We start from the raw sequence: 17,423 nt of genomic DNA on the forward strand, positions 1-17,423 counted from the left end.
GTATCGCGTCTTTTGCCAAATCAAGCGAGAGTTCATGGAAGCCGGAATCGTCGGCCTGCCGAATGTCGGTAAATCGACCCTATTCAACGCTTTAACTGCCGCCGGCATTGCCAGCGAAAACTACCCTTTCTGCACGATCGAGCCCAATGTGGGCATCGTTTCGGTGCCGGACCCCCGTCTGGATGTCATCCAGAGCCACATCAAAACCCAGAAGGTGATTCCGGCCATTTTGCGGCTGGTCGACATTGCTGGAATTGTCCGGGGCGCATCGGAAGGGGAAGGTCTGGGCAACAAGTTCCTGTCCCACATCCGCGAAGTCGATGCCATCATTCACGTGGTTCGCTGCTTCCAGGAACCGAACGTGGTGCATGTCGATGGTAGCGTCGATCCGATTCGCGATATCGACACCATCGATACCGAACTGATGCTGGCAGACCTTCAAACGGTCGAATCGGCCCGCGACAAGGCGGCTCGTACGGCTCGCTCAGGCGACAAAGAAGCCAAGGCCAAGGTCGAGATCCTGAACCAGTGCCACGCCCTGCTTGCCGACGGCAAGCCGCTTCGTTCGGCCGAATGGCACGATCCCGAAATGGCCAACATCGTCAAGAACTATGGCCTGCTGACCGCCAAAAGCGTGCTGTACCTGGCCAATGTCGACGAAGACAACCTGGCTGGCGAAGGTGAAATCGTCGAACGCGTCCGCGCTCGGGCTGCCGAAGAAGGTGGCGAAGTCGTGCCGGTGTGTGCCAAGATCGAGTCGGAATTGAGCGAGCTCGACGACGAAGATCGCCGCGAGATGCTGGAAAGCGTTGGCCTGGAAGAACCAGCGTTGGCCGTGGTCGCTCGGGCAACCTACAAGTTGCTCGGCCTGCAAAGCTACTTCACCGCTGGCGAGAAAGAAGTTCGTGCTTGGACGATCCCAATCGGAGCGACCGCCCCGCAAGCGGCTGGTGTGATTCACTCCGACTTTGAACGGGGATTCATCCGGGCTGAAGTCTACGCGCTTGCCGATCTGGAAGCCTTAAAGAGCGAAAAGGCAATCCGCGAAGCGGGCAAGCTCCGCGTCGAAGGCAAAGGCTACGTCATGCACGACGGCGACATTTGCCACTTCTTGTTTAACGTTTAGGCTTGGACCTGCGAAGAGCGATCGTCTGCACCTCGATGGCGTGCAGATGGTCACCGATGGCTTCCTGCTGAGCCGGAGCCAACGTCTTACCGCCGAATCGAATCTGGTAATACCAATCGATCAACTGCGTCAGTGCCGGCATCATGTCGGCGCCGACGTCACGGCTCTTACAGTCGGCAATCACCTGGTCGATGTATTCGCGAGGGGTCTCGGAATCGCGACGCTGCCAGCCTGCGTTGGACAGCATCTTCTCGGCCTTGAAGTAGAAACCAGCCCGGTGTGATTTGCTGGGGAACCAGCGATAGAACAATCGCTTGATGATCGGCCACAAACGCCGCATCAAGTTACGCATCACTTCAAACAGCACGACCACCATCAGCAAGGCGAGCATCGTGAAGATCGACGCGAAGCCGTTGAACCACTCGTCGCTGAGGTGAATCCCCATGGCGGCCAGCTTCACGCGGAAGAACTTCACCCATTCCTCGCGGCTGACCCAGCCTTCGAGCGGCTTGACCAGATTGTCGGTCAGCGGCTTATAGATGTCTTTTTCCTGGCGTTCGCTGTTCATGCCCACCACGTAGTCACGCCAGGCCAGTTCTACGTAGTCGAACCAGTCGAGAAACTTGTCGATGATGGTTCCGCTATCCTTACGATTGGGCGAAGGACGGGAGGCAGGAGTCGGATCGAGTCGCATCCAGGCACCCTGAGGATAGTCAGCGCGATCGACACCGAGCGGCAATTGATCGGGCGGCATAAAGCACTCGACCCAAGCGTGAGCGTGCTTTTGCTTCACGGCGTAATAACCGCCAATCGAATTGAATTCGCCCCCCTTGTAACCAACCACGACCCGAGCAGGGATTCCTTGGCTGCGTAGCATAATCGCCAGGGCACTCGCGAAGAACTCGCAGTGGCCGGTACGGTGATTCACCACGAAGTCTTCAATCGGGTCGAGCCGCGTATTCTTCATGTGCAGCGGCACACTCAGGGAGTACGTGTAATTGCCATCCATCACGAAATGGCGTTCCAGACGCTGAGCAATCGCCAGCCGGGTGGGCTCTTCGTTGCCGTTGCCAGGAATGTCAGCGACTAGCTCATTGGCAACCTTCGTCAGCCCATGAAACAACGTGTCGGCAAACTCTTTATCGAGGGGGACCTGGGTCAGATCGTGATCGAGGTAATGGCGAAAGTCCCGATCGTTGAGCGGGTGACGGTTTTGCATCAAGTCGCCGTCGGCGCCAAACGGATTCCATGGAACCAGAAGTTCGTACTGATCTGGCTGACGAACCTGGGCCTGGGCATCGGTCGCCATCGAGACGATTCCAAGTGTCTGGTTATCGACCAGGTCGCTGGCAGTCGCCCGTGATTTGTAGGCGGGATAAATACTGAACAGCAGCACACCCTCGTTGGTGCGATCGAAATGAATCGACTGGTTCGTGGCGATCTGCTGCCGGACCAGATTCGTTTTGCTGGGCGGCGATTTGATTTCGCTGACGCGATAAGACTTCAGATTGCCAACAATCCAGGTCTTGCTGTTGGGAAAGTAGGTGCTGAGCGAAGTGCCGCGGAAGTAAGGCTCGTACTCGGTGTCGATCACCGTCTCAGTCGACAAGTCAGACAAACGGACGCGCATCACAAAGCGATCGCTTTGGAGAATGTTCCCCATGTCGTTCAACGAGATCTGGTCTTTGAAGCCAGTCTGAGCGCCGAACTCGCCATTCAAACCCTGGCCAAACTGACTTTGATCGAATCGCGGGAAGCAATAGAACAGCACAACGGTCGAAATCAGCGTGAAGACACCCAGCTTCAAAACCTGGACGAACATCTTGCTGCTGGAAAACACGGCTGCGAGATTGCCTGGCAATTGCCCGGAAAGCGAAATCGTCGGCACCGAGACCTCGGTCGAATCGTTCGTTTCAGGTTGTTTTTTTGCGAGAAACGAGAACAACGGCCGATTCTCGACGGCATCGTGAGCAGCCCGTAGTTCGGGATCGACGCGCAACGTTTCGCGATAGACAAAGAACAAACACAAGGTCGTCAGCGCGGTGAACATGTACGGGATGAGCATCAGCCCGAACGTCACCCCAAAATCGAGCGCCGCTGCCACCACCACTTGCAACAGACTTAACACGGCCAGATGCCAATAAACGCGGGTCGTCTTCGGCTGGAACAGCAGCACGACCTGCAAGTAGATCAGCAGCTTGGCGATCGCGATGAGTTTCGAGTCGTCGTTGTCCCAGAAGTCGAAGAACGAGAACACCACCGCGATCAAGGCGGCGAAGTTTGCCAGGTTTCGATTAAGTGTAATCCACCCTTTTATGTCAGTCAGATAGACCGACATAAAAGCCCCCAACGTGGCGAGAAGAGGCAACGCGGAGTTGCTACCTTGCCCGAATGCCAGAAAGAGCGAACCGAGCGCCGCCAGCAAGGCTACGCTGATTTGGAGAAGTCGTTCGACTTTCACGGTGTGTCCTCCAGAATCTTCGCCTTACTTTGCTCGGGAAGGTGGAAGTACATGGCGTCTTCACCACGACCAGCCGACACCGTTTTGATGCGGCCAAGCTCGCTACGAAGCTTGGCATCGTTCCAGACCGGCGCGAATTGGTCGGTATCGGAAAGATCGGACTTCCGCGTCGTCAACAAAATGATTCTAGCGCCTGGCCGAGACGTTCTCAAGCATTCCGCGATTGTTTCGCCAATCGGATGCTCGCTGGTCGGTACCAGAATTGCCAGATCGTGCATGGCTTGAGCGACGAATGCCTGAGACACGTTACCAACGGTCGTTTCGCAGCCTTCGCCACAGGTCACCAGTTGGAGTTGGCATCCCCCCACCACCGCTAGTTCGCGAATCGCCGTCGCGGCCATACTGATGATACGTTCGGCACGCTGCTTGTCTTCAGCGGAAGGTTCGTCCGGAATCCAGACATCGATCACCAGGACGAAGTCTTGCTGGTTTTGTTTCTCAAACTGGCGAACGACCAGTTCGCCTTGCTTGGCACTGCTTCGCCAGTGGATCCACTGCTTGGGGTCACCCGATCGCCATTCACGTAGACCGTAGAAGTCCCCTTCCAGCAGACCATGCTGCCGACGGGAAGACGCAAAGCCTGACTTTTCTTGCTGCACCAGACGACGCCAAGCAGGCAGCATCGCGCCGAGCCGCGGCATCACCACGATGGTCGAAACAACCGTGTCGGTTCGCGTGCTCCGCATCAGCCCGAGCGGGAAAGCGGTCGTAGCCGAGAGAGGACCAAGCTGGTACTTCCCTCGTTTACGAATCACCGCCTTGTACGAAATCATCGCTTCGTCTTTGTTGCCGATCTTGGCAAAGAAGACTTCCACATCTTGCGGAGGTTCCGGTTCGTAGCCTTCGACCTGAAACAGTTGGTCTTCGATCACCACCGCGTAGGTGGTGTAACGACTCGAGTTCTTCGCGGTCAGCTCAACAAAGAAGGTTTCGTCGCAGGAAAGTAGCGACGGTACTCGGCGGCTGAAATTCAAATTCCGCAGACTGCTGGTCACGACCCACAGATTAAACAGCAACGGCCCCAGCAGCATGCACGCCAGGATCATCAGCAGTTGGATACCACTACGAACGATCGCCCCGGCGAGGATAAAGATAAAGACCAGGAAGTAGTAAACTCCCTCTTGAGGAACGGAGACCCCTCGAAAACGAAACCACGAGAACATTTTCGATTCGGCCTCCGACTTATTCTTGCTTGGGCTCCACCGATGCGGAGCGGATCCCCGGTAATGGGAAACGACAGGAACGCGTCCCTTACACAGGAACCGAGATATCGTCGACGATGCGTTTGACCATCGACTCGACTGCTTCCCGCTGACCGGCGTGGAGAAAACCCTTCGGAATCACACGGTGAGCCAACACCGACACTGCCAGGTGTTTCACATCGTCTGGCGTTACATAGTCGCGACCGTCGAGCAGTGCGTGACTCTGCGAGGCGCGGAACAAGCTAAGCCCAGCTCGGGTACTTGCCCCGACCTGCAAGTCATCGCTGGTTCGGGTACCGTCGATGATGTCCAGCAGGTACTCGCTAACCGATTCGCTGACTTCAATCTTGCGAACCGAATCCTGCAGTTGCACGATCTGTTCGCAGGTGACGACCGGCGACAGCTCTTCGACTGGTTCGCCGGTGCGATGCGATTCGAGAATCGTGCGTTCAGCCGCCCGGTCGGGATAGCCCATCGAAATCCGCATGAGGAAACGGTCGAGCTGGCTTTCCGGCAGCGGATAGGTACCCTCGAACTCGAACGGATTCTGCGTGGCGATCACCATGAATGGTCGCGGCAGGTTGTGCGTTTCGCCGTCGACCGAGACCTGGCGATCGCTCATCGCTTCCAGCAAAGCACTCTGGGTTCGCGGCGACGAACGGTTGATTTCGTCCGCGATCACCACGTTCGAGAAAATCGGTCCAGGGTGATAGACGAACTCGTTGGTCTTCGAGTTGAAGATATTCGAGCCGACGATATCGCTGGGCAACAAGTCCGGCGTGAACTGAAGACGGCAGAAATGCCCTGAAAGACTACGTGCCAAGGCCTTACCTACCAGCGTCTTACCAACGCCTGGGACGTCTTCCAGCAAGATGTGTTCGCCCGCGAGTAAGGCGACAAGGCACCTCCGGACAACTTCGGGTTTCCCCACCACAACCTGATTGATATTCGATTCCAACTCGGATACGAGACTTAAGAGCTCGGCTGGCATTCAATATCCCTTAGCGCGTGCTGTTCTTCACTGATTCTTCGTCGTTGTCGACTTGCGGTGGGTCGTCCTTGCAGGTGAGCATCGTACCGACTCGAGAACGGTGTTCTCGAACTGCTTTGCCCAAATGCTGGGGTCGACCCATTATAGCGGATCGCCGTGGAAAAGTAGCGATCCAAGATCCGTTTCGTTGTTGTCGCTTGCGGAAAGATTCTCATCTGGATCCGCATAACCGGTTACAACTCTAAACCATAACAAGGGTTAGATGCACGTCTATTGTCAGACGCCAGTTAGTGGTTTCTTCCGTAGACGTGTGGCATCCGGTCAACACTGTTGTTTTTTGTCATCATCTGCACCGGTTTATACTGACACATCTACACCGCCAGTAAACCCCCTCTACTGAATGACTTACAACTCCCAGTTGGCAACCGAGAATGAATCCCGGCGGGGTGGCATTCTTGTTGCAGATCTAAGGCCCGGGCAACCGTGCACGCCGAACCTGGGAATGGCCAAACATGGCGAAAGTGATCGAAGTCAATCGAATCGAGGACCTGGGGGCCTATGCCTACCATTGGGATCGCCTTTTCCAGCAAACGCCTGACGCCACGTTCTTTCAAACTCTTCCATGGCTGCAAACTTACTGGCAATTCTTCGGATTCGGAAAGAAATTGCGGGTATTGCTGATCCAGGTTCATGGCCGGATCGAAGGTATTCTGCCGCTGGTGGAACAGCCAGAGACCACCAAAGCAGGTCGCGTGACGGTGTTGACCTATCCGCTTGATGGCTGGGGACCGTTCTTCGGCCCGATCGGCAGCGAACCGACTGCGACTCTTTATCTTGCGATGCAGTACCTGTCAGTGATTCCCAGGACTTGGGACATGCTGGATTTGCGGTGGATCGATCCTCGAGCCGATCGTGGTCGGGCCAGCAACGCGATGCGGTGCCATGGTCTGGCGTCGATGACATTGCCGTGGAATCCCACCTACGTGATCCAGCTACCAGAGACCTTCGAGCAATACCTCGCCACACGAAGTGCCAAGTTCCGGGCGACCATTCGCCGGACACTCCGTCGCATGGACGAAGAGAACGTCGTGGCGGCAAGGTACCGACCAGAACAAAAGCGAGGCGAACCAATCGTTCCAGACGAGAAGCTTTACGACGACTGCGTTGCCCTGGCGCGTGCCTCGTGGCAAGGAGGTTCAACGACTGGCACGACCATTTCCCACGACTCAACCGCCGCATACTTCCGCGATTGCTTCCTTCAGGCATCCAAGCTCGGCATGATCGACCTGACGACGCTGCGACACGAGAATCGCCTGATCGCCTTCAGCTACAACTTCCATCACCAAGGAAATGTGTTGGGCCTGCGAATGGGTTACCAGGGAGATTGCAAGCGTTTGAGTCCCGGCACCATGATGATGGCGCACCAGATTCGCGACTCGATCGAGCGTGGCGATAAGCTGCTGGATCTGGGACCAGAACACGCGGAGATCAAGGCGCGCTGGATCAATCAGACATTACCGTCGCAGCGAGTGTGCCATTATTCTTCGGCCTCGCTGCTGGCCACGATTCTGCGACTAGGCCACTGGTGGAAATATCGCACCGTCGCCGGCTAGTCGCTATTCATTCTTCTGGGGGTCGATGCCGGTATCGATCAGCATCATGTCGGCCCAGAAGTAAGGATGGTCGAGCGTCTGCAGTGCTCCGCCGTCGTTTCCTTTCAAGCGCGGCTCCAACTTGGAATCGAGCGGCATCGTTCGGACTTCGGCAATCGTTTCCTGCATGGCGGTACTCGCCGGCATCTCGCCGATGCGTTTGCCAACCCCTTCGACCACGGCAATACTCGCCGAGCCAGCCGAATGCCAGCGACTCAGCAGAACAGTTTCCGAACCGGTCGCCATCAGGCCGAGTGACGTGAGGAAGATATCCTCGCCACTCGAACTTCCCTTCAAGGCGTCTTCGGCTCCGGTATGGAAGCCTGGGAGGTAGATCACTTCTGGTCCACCCATCGGCGATCGCAGCCAGGCCGCCAGTTCGCTGCCAGCTTTACCGCGATCGGCCTGAGCAGGAGACCAGGCCCAGATATCGCCGCGGTTGGCATCTTCGCTATCGTCGATGACGACCAACTGATTCCAAACCTTGCTCAGCAAATACGAAGGAGCCGCCGTCGGTCGATCGATTCGATCAGGCGCGACAAAGACATCTTTCAGTTTGTCGAAATGCTGCTGGGTAACCTCGTCATCTTCGCCATTGAACAGTCGGCCTACAATGATCGCGGTGTTCTGCGGGCGAGGTCGTGCCCCCTTCTCAGGCACCGCCAGACTTGCCGTCGGGGCGTACCGCACGGGAATTAAGTTCACCAGCGGCACCGTATGCCCTGCCCCGAGTCCGTCGTCGGTGTGCATCGCCTCGAACGGCACATACCAGACAACGTCGTCCGGGATGACGACCAGTTCCGAGTAGTTGTTCCAGAAGCCAGGCTTCAAGCTAGGGATAAACTTCTTCAGCAGTTCGGCTGAAGTGGTTTGCCACTCGGTCTCGTTGAGATCTTTCATCTGGACTGGAGCGTCACGCTTGACCAGGCCAATCTGCTTCAGCAAGTCGCCGATCTGACCTTTGACTTCCCGCGGGTTATCGAGCGTCCAATGGACGTAGTCCTTCTTGGTGAACAGAAACGCATGCACGGCCCGCGAAGTGCTAAAGAACGACAGCACCAGTTGAGTGTCGTCCAACTTTTCACGGATTTCAGGGGTCGACTTGAGGGGCGGAAACAGGAACTGGCTCGGCGTCCGCCGCAATGCGATGGCCCCCAGAAGCAATTCGTAGTTGTCGGAAACGACCTTCAGTTTTTCGGCCAGGTCGCGCTGTTTGGCGTACGACTCTTTGTCGTCGGGCTGCAAACTAATCTGGGACAATTCTCCTTGCAGGCGTTTTGCTTCGTCCTGCATCACCTTTAGATCGGGATACTTACCCACTAGCTCTTGCCGCTGAAGTTTCGCCTTCGTGTCGAGGGCTGAGTCCGGCGACTCCAGCACCCAGCGTAGCGCCAACATTCGACCACCCAGCGGAAGCGTCGCGAAGAACCGCATTCGACGGATACGATCGGCAAGTTCCAGGGCCAACTCAGGCTGCTTACGAATCACGGCTGTGTTGAACCAATGTTCCATCGCGGCCGCGTTCGGTGTGAGCAATACCGTCAACGTCTCGAACGGCGCCGAGATCCAATCGGCGTCAGTCGGCTCGCGAAGCAGTTCGTCGTAAAGCAACTGCGTGGCACGTTCGTTCAGGGTGCCTGAAACAAAGAGCTGATTGGTCATCTCGGTCTGATAAAGCCGAGTCGAAACGGCACGGTTTCCTTTCACCGCCGTGATGAAATCACTCGTTCCCTTATTCGCGTTACCCGCCTGAAAGTTGATGAGGGCCGACAGATAGTTGTACCGAATCCCCACGCGTCCCTTCGCCATCGAACGCCGCGTCATGGCGCGACGGGCTTGTTCCAACGCGGACGAAGCGGCGGGCACATTTCCCATGTAGCTGTTGGCTTCGGCCAGGGCCAGGTTCAACTTCGCCCGCAGTGCGTCGACCTTTCGAAGTTCGTTCCAGTTCTGCATGGCCAGCAGCCCTTGAGGCATCTGGCCAGGCTCGGTGATCATGCTGATTTCCGAGAGACCATCCAGGGCGTCTTCAATCTGACCGTACTGGTTGAAAGCGGCAGCGCTATAAGTCGCTTCCAGGAAGTAGGTCTTCGCGGCAGGGTAGTTCTGCTGCTTTAATGCCAGGCGTCCCAGTTCGATCAAAGCCAACGGCGTTAGCACGTGATCGTACTGACCAGCGGTGGTCAAGCTTCGCTGCAGCGTCTGCACGGCTTCGTCGGTCTTGCCGGCCGCCGCCAGGGCCAGACCATACTGGGCATCAACCCAGGCACCCGTCCAGTGATTTGGCGGAGCAGGTCGACGCTGAAGGGCACCCAGCACCTGACCGGTCAGGCCATCGTGCGGTGCCAATGGTCCCATGATTTCCGCTCGGCGGAAGATCGCCAGCCCAATGCAACGAGCGATCTCGCCCGCTCGGACTGGGGTCACCTGCAGCGTCGAAAGAACGCCACCATTGCGGACGACCTGCTGATTCTGGGCGTCGGTGTTACCTCGATACATGGGCAGCGTATCGGGATAGTTGCCGATGATCGTATTCCGGCCGGAACTTCCCCAGGTTACATTTGCACGGCGATCGTTCGTTTCGGGGCTGACCGGACGAATGGAGTCAGGACTGATGCGCAACAACCAATTGGTATGCTGCACGAACAGTAGCAACGCGGTGTTGTAGTTCTCGAGGGCCAGCGCATTGTTGCCCATCTGGTAATGGCATTCGCCCAGCATCGTGGCGTAGCAGATTGAATCGACCCAGCGTCCATCGCTCGAAATGATGGCGGAGCTCTTGCCGGCGGAATTGAACGCTTCGCCGGCACTCTCGTAGTCTCCCTGGAAGAAGGCACCAAAACCAACGAAATAAGCGTCTGACGGCACCGTGGTGCTACGACGCTGATTGTTCTGGGCCCATGATTGCGCAGGCAGTGCAATCAGAGCGATTAGGACGAGAAATAAGATCGAGGGGGTTCGGCTGCTAGCCCAAGGCATCGGCAGGCTCCTTCGAGGAATTAGCTTCTGCGGAGGTGTTACCGCCATTCTACCCCCCACATGCAAGCGATACATGGAAAAAGCCAAAGTCATTGCCAGCATTCGGAATATGCCACGCAATTTCGTACCGTAGGGTGGTGAGCTCAGGCGAGCGCGACCAAGTGTCAAGTTAGAGCGATTAGGAGGATTTCGTCGCTCCTACCGGTTTTTCCTGTTTTTGGAGCAAAGTTTCGCCCCGGATGCGTCGATATCGAAAGTAACGAATTTACGCATTTCATGCGTTATGCATTCACGCGACCCTTACAACCCACGACAAGCGAGCCATTGGTTCAGGATGAACCCCTCGCCGACCTGGTGGAGACTTCCAAGGATGGAAACGAAACGCACCTGGATTCAGACCACGTTGTACTCCGGCCTCGGATGTATCGCCCTCTTGGCGGGAACTGGTTGCCAAGTGGACGTGGGCGGACAAACGCTGCCAAGCCCTTATTACATCTACGACGACGTCCAGTACTACTCGGAAGGTCCGGAATTCAAGCTTCAGCGTGAATCCGACGCGATGGAAGCCTACCGAGCCGAAGAAGCTGCCCGCGAAGGCAACTAAGGCGACGTCGATCACGAAATATACGATCACCGTGCTGCGAAGGAATTCTCAGCACGGTGTTTTCGTGCGCCGATTTAAACTTCTTTCCATTGCAAATAGTCGCGTGCCCGTTCCATCAAGCAGAAGGCACATACGATGTTGTCCCAGCTATGCTCTTTGCCGAGGATATTCGCGGCATTGACTTGCTCGACTTTCTGTCGCTGCTGAGAAGCGAGGCTCAGACCGATGTAGCCAGCTGCTTCATCTCCCTTACGCTGCGTCGCCAGGCGATAGTGCTTCAAGATCTTGTCGGCACTATTGAATGCGTTGTACATCCGATCGATCACTTCCATCGCTTGCCCATTCCGACCGGTCGGATAAACGGACGAATACGTCACGCCGGCCGACAATAGCACCACGCGATAGCCATGCTCGTTGGGGTCGTGCTCTGGCAGCACGCGTCCACCCAGCGTTCCGCCACCCAGCAGATGGCAGGCCCCCGTCACCACGCGAGCCCCGAGGCTAAACGCCGACAACGAAACCTGTTCGGTCGGCGGAAGGGTCATCAAGTACGATGCGAGATAAAACGCATCCGCGTCGGCTCGAACGGCATGTTCGCGAACCGTTCGCAGGGGATGCGGTTCTTCCTGGGTCGGCCACGACCAGATGACGTGGCGAACCTTCTGCTCCATCGACAAACCACGCGTCAGCTCGTGGTACATCTCCCAGCCACGGCGTTCGGCCCAATAGGTATTCATCCAATTGCCATGGACGTAGACGCTGGTCAATCCACCTGGCGATGGCATTTCGACGAAGTCATTCCACTCCATCGAAACCCAACCGTCACCGACAACATATTGCGACACTTGCAGGTTCTCGACCGACAACTGCCAGCCGCAGCCGCCAGGCGCACAGCGGGACGAGACCATGAAGACCTCGTCGCCGGGACGAGGTTCTTTGCAGTGGTAGCCGCAAGGATAGCCGTCGATCGATTCGCGGAATCCACCAGAATTGGCCCACAACGATGTGCCCGGTATCAGGAACATCGACAAGGCAAGCAGGCAAAACCGAACCCGGCAGGAAGTTAAACGATAGGCGTTCATCAAAGTTTTAGGCTTGGGGGGAGCTTTAGGGTCACGCAATCCATCGCAGTAACTTTATCACGTATTTGGCGCGCGGCGATGAAAATTTTCATCATCCATGTTGCCGGAAATTCTCATGTTTCAGTTGCACATCGTTAATTGTGGGGTAGTGTTTCGCAGCCAAACTTGTGTTTGTTTCATTTCCCCAGTCGCAACGTTCCCATGAGGAGAACCCCATGAAGCGCTTTACGCTACTTCTGTCGTGCGTGGCTTTGCTTGCCGCGACCGCCGGTTGCCGCTGCGGGGGTGACATTTTCAACTGGCGATCGAGCAACGATGGTTGCTGCGGACCTGTTGAATCGATCAGCCCTGCCGTGACCAGCTATGACCCGCCCATTTCGTACGAAGGCAGCTACGACGGCTCGTCCGTGATCGTCTCGCCTCCCGAAAATGTTTTGCCGGCACCTGCCCGCTAAACCGGACACCCAGTCCGCATCACGGGCTGGGGCGCACGTCCAATGGCCACCTTTCTGTCGAGATTTACTCGATGGAAAGGTGGCTTTTTTTACGCACCTTTCTTACTTCGGACCATCACCCCTCCCAATCCGGGTGTTTCGTATCGAGTCCGTGTAATCGGTACGACTGCCATGACGGTTGCAGTTACCCGAACCGATCTTGGGATTGCTCGACTCCGCAGATTCCCTGGCCCGAATTCGCCCCGTTCCCTGGAAGCGACTAAGATAGAGTATCAGGCGGCAGGTGAAGGAGTACTGGCCCGGACCGGCACACGGAAGACCTCACGACTCCATCGTTCTTCCCCAATTGCCCGAAGATTTCATGCTGCGATACACCTTCCCCCTTCTGCTCGTCGCCCTCAGCTTTCCGACCACGTTGTGGGCTCAATTCGACAACGTCCAACCTGACGAAGCGAAATCAGCCACCGTTCTTGGCACTTCCAAAACCGCCAAATATCAGGTCGGCGTCAAAATCCAAGCGGTCGGCGGCCCCGTCGGCGGACTGGTTGCCTCGATTCCGGTTCCCGCAGACTGGCCAGAACAATCGGTCCGTCTGGCGGACGAAGAAATCTCGCCTGAGATCGGCCGGGTCGGTTACCGCCTGGTCGAAGGCACCGTGAAAGAGATGATGATCTCGATTCCGCGCCTCAACGCCGGTCAAACCGCCGTCGCGCTGATTACCGTGGAAGTCGAACGTCGCTCCGCCTCCCCTCCTGCCGATACATCCGGCCTGAAGATCCCGAAACGGGTTCCATTGGCGATGCGACGTTACCTTGGCTCCAGCCCATTCATCGAATCGCGTCACGGCGAGATTCGTTCGCAGGCCAAAGAGATCACCAAGGACATCGAATCGGACTGGGAGAAAGTCGAAGCGATCTACGACTGGGTGCGTGACAACATCGAGTACACCACGACTCAAAACACGAATGCCGTGACCGCACTTCGCGACAAGAAAGGTGACTTCGAGGACGTCACCGGCGTCTTTATCGCCCTGTGCCGAGCCTCGGATATTCCGGCTCGTACCGTCTGGGTGCCAAGCACCAGCTATGCCGAGTTCTACCTGGAAGACGAAAACGGAGACGGCCACTGGTATCCATGCCGCGTCGCCGGAGACCGTGCTTTCGGCGAAATGCCTGACCATCCGATCATCCTGCAAAAGGGTGACAACTTCCGCGTGCCTGATAAAAAGGAGCCTCAGCGTTTCGTCAACGAAAAGCTGACTGGCAAAGCAGTGCGTGGCGGTGGCAAGCCAAAGGTCGAGTTCGTTCGCGAGGTGCTCGGTGGTTAAACAGTTCTTCGCGGCAACGTTGCTTCTGCTGGCCTGTGGTTCTTGGGCATCGGCTCAGTTTGGTGCGGTCGAAACGCCAGCCGCGTCCTCCGGGGGTGTCGGCAACTTTGAAACCGGATTCACGCTGCAAGTCCAAGGGCCTGCCTTGGGCGTGACGGCCACCTTTCCAGTACCGGCCAACTGGCAAGATCAAAAGGTAGAACTGGTTCGCCAGGAACTCCCTCCGGGGGCTTCGCTCAAGTTCCTCGACTTGGATGGAACCAGCCAGGCCCGCGTCGATATCCCTCGCATGGCCGCCGGTGACACCGCGAAGGTGATGCTCTATTTCCAGGTCGATCGCCAACCGATCGTTGCCCCGAATCGGCCTGAGTCATTAACCGCGCCGGATCAAAAGCAACTTGATCGAACCCAGCGGAAGTATCTTCTGCCCGGTCCTTTCGTCGAAAGTCGTGACAACAAGATCACGACCGTGGCTCATTCGCTGGCGAAGCCAGATGCTTCGACATGGGATCAGGCCGAAGCCTATTACGACTTCGTCCATCAAAACGTCACCTATGAAAACGGTCCAATGAAAGGCGCTGTCGCCGCTTTAGAAGAAGGCCGTGGTGACTGCGAAGAAATGACGACGCTCTTTGTCGCCTTGTGCCGTGCCGGCAACATCCCGGCCCGTACGGTTTGGGTGCCGGGACATTGCTATCCAGAGTTCCTCACGAAAACCGACGACGGCACCGACCGCTGGGTGGCGGTCGAGATGACGGGCGACTTTCCTTTTGGACAATCGCCCGAGAAGCGTCCCATCTTGCAAAAGGGGGACAACTTCCGCATCGCTGGCAGTCGCAAGCCGCAGCACTATGTGAAGCAGGAACTGGCCATTCGCGACTACAAAGGATCGGCCCCGCCGTCAGTGACCTGGCTGCCAGCTCCGGGCAAGGAACCTCCTCGAGCCGAATAAGTCAGCGTCTTACTTCTTCAGATGCTGCATGATTTCGTCACCCATCGCGCGATCAGGCTTGGTCCCTTCCAGCACGGCAATGATCTTTCCCTGCTCGTCGATGATGTACGAGTCGAAACCTTCCGGGCTATACGCTCCGGTTCGCTCCGCTTTCAGGTCCAAGGCGAATGGCATCGTTGCATCCGTCTTGTCGCGGATCTTCTTCAAACCGTCGCTGCCGGTTGCTTCTTCTCGCCAGATGACAAGCACTTCCGCGCCGGCGTCTTGAATGGCATCGTAGTGCTTCTGCAGATCGACAACTTGCTTCATGCAGAAGGGGCACCAGTTGGCGCGATTGAAACTGAGCACCAACTTCTTCCCTTTGAAGTCGCTGAGGTTGATCGTGTCGGCCCCCTCCCCTTTCAGCGAGAACTCAGGAGCTTTGTCTCCGACCTTCAGCTCTTCAGCAACAGACGTGGAAGCCATCAGGGCAACGGCGGTCAAACAGAGTTTGGTAATTGTCTTGGTAATCATAGTGGATCTCCATGCGAAAAAACGTTGGTGGCCTCGTGGTTCATTATAGAATCGCAGGCCTCGCCTCCCCCAACCGTGCTGCAGATCACACAAGAACGAAAAAAGGCAAGGTGAGCGTTCACCTTGCCTTCTTGTTCGACTTCTATCGGGTGGCGTTTAACGCACAACCTTCAGGCTGACGTCAGATTCAGCGGTCTCAGGAACCATTTGGTTGGCTGGGACGGTAGCCCCAGGCACCTGGGTGACTGGGGTGCTCAACGATTGCACGCCGCCGGCTCCCTGGTTCAGGACACTTTGGAGCAACTCTTCCAGACGCTCGCCACGTGGGTTGATTTCCACCACGGTGCCGTCAGGACCGACGAAGACCAGAAACGGCAGTGCTTCGACGCCGCAGCGTTGAGCATTCGGGTCTTTGAAACCGGTCGTATCCGGGTTGGCACTGATGACGGTTGGCCAAGGCAGTTGCTTCTGTTGGAAGAACTGGTTGCGAGCTTCGGCGGTGTCGTCGAGATTGATGCTCACGACTTCGAAGCCCTTCGCGCGGTACTTCTGATAGACCTGATTGATGTGGTCCATTTCTTCGATGCAGATCGGACACCAGGTCGCCCAGAAGTCGACCAGAACCCACTTGCCCTTGTACTGTTCCCAGTTGAAAGGCGTACCGTTCAAGTTGTTGCCTTCGACGACGAATGGCTTGGCGATCAAACCGGTTCGCTTTTCAGCGTTCTTGACCGAGATGTTGACCGACTCGACCACCTGAGGATCAGGATGGTTGCCGTAGTGTTCCAGCATGAGGTTGGCCAAACGACGAGCCAACTGCATCTTGCGATAGTCTTCCATCTGCATTTCGATGGTCGCCAGCATCTGCAGCGGTTCGAGGTCTTCCTTTTTCTTCGTCGCGATCCAGGCACGCAGCGCGGCGACCAGTTGGTCTTCCGAAGCTTCGTCACCGTTGGCGGCGGCCATCATGGTGCCCAGAATCTTGTACTGCATGATCATGTCGTCCAGTTCGGTCGCACGAGCAGCCAGCTTTTCGTCTTTGGCACCGGTGAACGAATTCTTCATCATCGTCAGGATGGTGACGGCTTCGTTGGTGTGCCCCATGCGGGCAAACACGGTGGCGGCGTTTTCAGCAACACCGAAGTGCATGATGTTAGCGTTGGGATCCTCAATGATGTAACGCGAGTCTTCCAGAACAGGCTGGAACAACGATGGCTCGCCAGCAGCGAACTGGGCCAACATCTGCTCGAACAGGAACAAACGGGCAAATCGCGAAACTTCAGGATCGTTCGATCCGGCAATGTTCTGAGCGTACTGGATACGTTCCTGGCGGATGGCGTTGGCCTGTTCCGGCAGAATCTGAATCAGCATTTCATATGCGTTGAATTTGAACTGCACGGCGTTGCGGCGTTCGTCCGAGGTTGCCCCAGGAACGGCCAGCAGCTTGTCGGAAGCAGCCAGAATGTTCGAGTAAACCTTCGTCGCGAACTGACGCAGTTCGGCAGGCGTGGCGTTGTCCGGAAACGGAACGGCGGTCAAGTTATTCATATAGGTCAGCAGTTGCACGGCGTTGCCATCTGGCACGTTGTCCAGATCCATCGCGGCAGCCAGTTCAGCGGCGGTCATCGCCGGGGTCAGGTCTTCCTGGGCTTCCGCCGCTTGACCGTTGACCTGCATCTCGGCCCCGCCCTGAGCAGGAGCCGCAGCGACCATGTTCTGCTCGGTCGAAGTGAACGTCGATCCACCCGCAGGGCTTGCTGCCGGAGCGGAAGTCGCCGGATTGGTCTGCGGCGTCGCGTTCTGCGTCGCATTGACCTGTACGGTCGGTTGGGTAGGAGCCGCGGCGGCGGTCGAATTGCCGGCGGCAGGTTGTTCGATACTCACGGCTGGCGGAGCGGTATCACCACCACCGCAACCACTCAACGTCAGCCCAGCTGCCGCTGCTACGGCAGCCGACCAGCAACTCTTGTTCAGCAACACTCGAACTCGCATGGAACACTTCCTGATAAATTTCTCGGA

The 17,423-nt window shown here is 56.8% G+C and carries 13 protein-coding genes; 6 read left to right on the plus strand and 7 right to left on the minus strand.

Features of this window, described 5'->3' with window-relative positions; translation table 11 throughout:
* The first annotated feature begins 34 nt into the window (after positions 1–34).
* Positions 35–1,126: a redox-regulated ATPase YchF gene (gene ychF / locus ABD890_RS20470; RefSeq protein ID WP_345094063.1), complete on the plus strand. Its 1,092-nt coding sequence runs from the start codon at positions 35–37 to the stop codon at positions 1,124–1,126.
* Here the strand turns inward: ychF and ABD890_RS20475 are convergent.
* The 3 genes from ABD890_RS20475 to ABD890_RS20485 all read right to left on the minus strand — a co-directional run bounded on the left by ABD890_RS20475 (position 1,116) and on the right by ABD890_RS20485 (position 5,840).
* Positions 1,116–3,587, minus strand: coding sequence for a transglutaminase TgpA family protein (locus ABD890_RS20475; protein WP_345094065.1), 2,472 nt, complete (start codon positions 3,585–3,587; stop codon positions 1,116–1,118). The two genes, ychF and ABD890_RS20475, sit on opposite strands and share 11 nt — an antisense overlap.
* Positions 3,584–4,810, minus strand: a complete 1,227-nt coding sequence (locus tag ABD890_RS20480) for a DUF58 domain-containing protein (RefSeq protein ID WP_345094067.1) — start codon at positions 4,808–4,810, stop codon at positions 3,584–3,586. Before ABD890_RS20480 ends, ABD890_RS20475 begins: the two co-directional genes overlap by 4 nt.
* Positions 4,811–4,898: 88 nt before the next feature.
* Positions 4,899–5,840 carry an AAA family ATPase gene (locus ABD890_RS20485; protein ID WP_345094068.1) on the minus strand — a complete coding sequence of 314 codons (942 nt, stop codon included), beginning with the start codon at positions 5,838–5,840 and terminating at the stop codon, positions 4,899–4,901.
* Between the two features lie 512 nt (positions 5,841–6,352).
* On the opposite strand from ABD890_RS20485, the gene ABD890_RS20490 reads away from it, so the two are divergent.
* Positions 6,353–7,453 (plus strand): GNAT family N-acetyltransferase, encoded by a 1,101-nt coding sequence (locus tag ABD890_RS20490; protein WP_345094070.1) that lies wholly within the window; start codon positions 6,353–6,355, stop codon positions 7,451–7,453.
* Between the two features lie 3 nt (positions 7,454–7,456).
* Here the strand turns inward: ABD890_RS20490 and ABD890_RS20495 are convergent, their stop codons facing one another.
* Positions 7,457–10,471, minus strand: coding sequence for a tetratricopeptide repeat protein (locus ABD890_RS20495; protein WP_345094072.1), 3,015 nt, complete (start codon positions 10,469–10,471; stop codon positions 7,457–7,459).
* 370 nt (positions 10,472–10,841) lie between these two features.
* Between ABD890_RS20495 and ABD890_RS20500 the strand changes: the two genes are divergently transcribed.
* Positions 10,842–11,075, plus strand: a complete 234-nt coding sequence (locus ABD890_RS20500; protein ID WP_345094074.1) for a hypothetical protein — start codon at positions 10,842–10,844, stop codon at positions 11,073–11,075.
* 74 nt (positions 11,076–11,149) lie between these two features.
* On the opposite strand, the gene ABD890_RS20505 is transcribed toward ABD890_RS20500, so the two are convergent.
* The gene (locus tag ABD890_RS20505; RefSeq protein WP_345094076.1) at positions 11,150–12,157 is read right to left on the minus strand and encodes a hypothetical protein; all 1,008 of its coding nucleotides are present in this window, start codon (positions 12,155–12,157) and stop codon (positions 11,150–11,152) included.
* A gap of 215 nt (positions 12,158–12,372) precedes the next feature.
* On the opposite strand from ABD890_RS20505, the gene ABD890_RS20510 reads away from it, so the two are divergent.
* The 3 genes from ABD890_RS20510 to ABD890_RS20520 all read left to right on the plus strand — a co-directional run bounded on the left by ABD890_RS20510 (position 12,373) and on the right by ABD890_RS20520 (position 14,891).
* Positions 12,373–12,612 carry a hypothetical protein gene (locus ABD890_RS20510; RefSeq protein WP_345094078.1) on the plus strand — a complete coding sequence of 80 codons (240 nt, stop codon included), beginning with the start codon at positions 12,373–12,375 and terminating at the stop codon, positions 12,610–12,612.
* 361 nt (positions 12,613–12,973) lie between these two features.
* The gene (locus ABD890_RS20515) at positions 12,974–13,939 is read left to right on the plus strand and encodes a transglutaminase-like domain-containing protein (RefSeq protein ID WP_345094080.1); all 966 of its coding nucleotides are present in this window, start codon (positions 12,974–12,976) and stop codon (positions 13,937–13,939) included.
* The gene (locus tag ABD890_RS20520; protein ID WP_345094082.1) at positions 13,932–14,891 is read left to right on the plus strand and encodes a transglutaminase-like domain-containing protein; all 960 of its coding nucleotides are present in this window, start codon (positions 13,932–13,934) and stop codon (positions 14,889–14,891) included. The genes ABD890_RS20515 and ABD890_RS20520 overlap by 8 nt, the downstream gene beginning before the upstream one ends.
* Before the next feature lie 9 nt (positions 14,892–14,900).
* On the opposite strand, the gene ABD890_RS20525 is transcribed toward ABD890_RS20520, so the two are convergent.
* Both ABD890_RS20525 and ABD890_RS20530 read right to left on the minus strand, forming a co-directional pair.
* Positions 14,901–15,404 (minus strand): peroxiredoxin family protein, encoded by a 504-nt coding sequence (locus ABD890_RS20525; protein WP_345094084.1) that lies wholly within the window; start codon positions 15,402–15,404, stop codon positions 14,901–14,903.
* 156 nt (positions 15,405–15,560) lie between these two features.
* A complete protein-coding gene (locus ABD890_RS20530; protein ID WP_345094086.1) occupies positions 15,561–17,396 on the minus strand; it encodes a TlpA family protein disulfide reductase in 1,836 nt (611 codons plus the stop codon).
* Positions 17,397–17,423: the final 27 nt, after the last annotated feature.

The organism is Bremerella cremea, assembly GCF_039541315.1.
In the GTDB taxonomy this organism is placed as follows: domain Bacteria; phylum Planctomycetota; class Planctomycetia; order Pirellulales; family Pirellulaceae; genus Bremerella; species Bremerella cremea.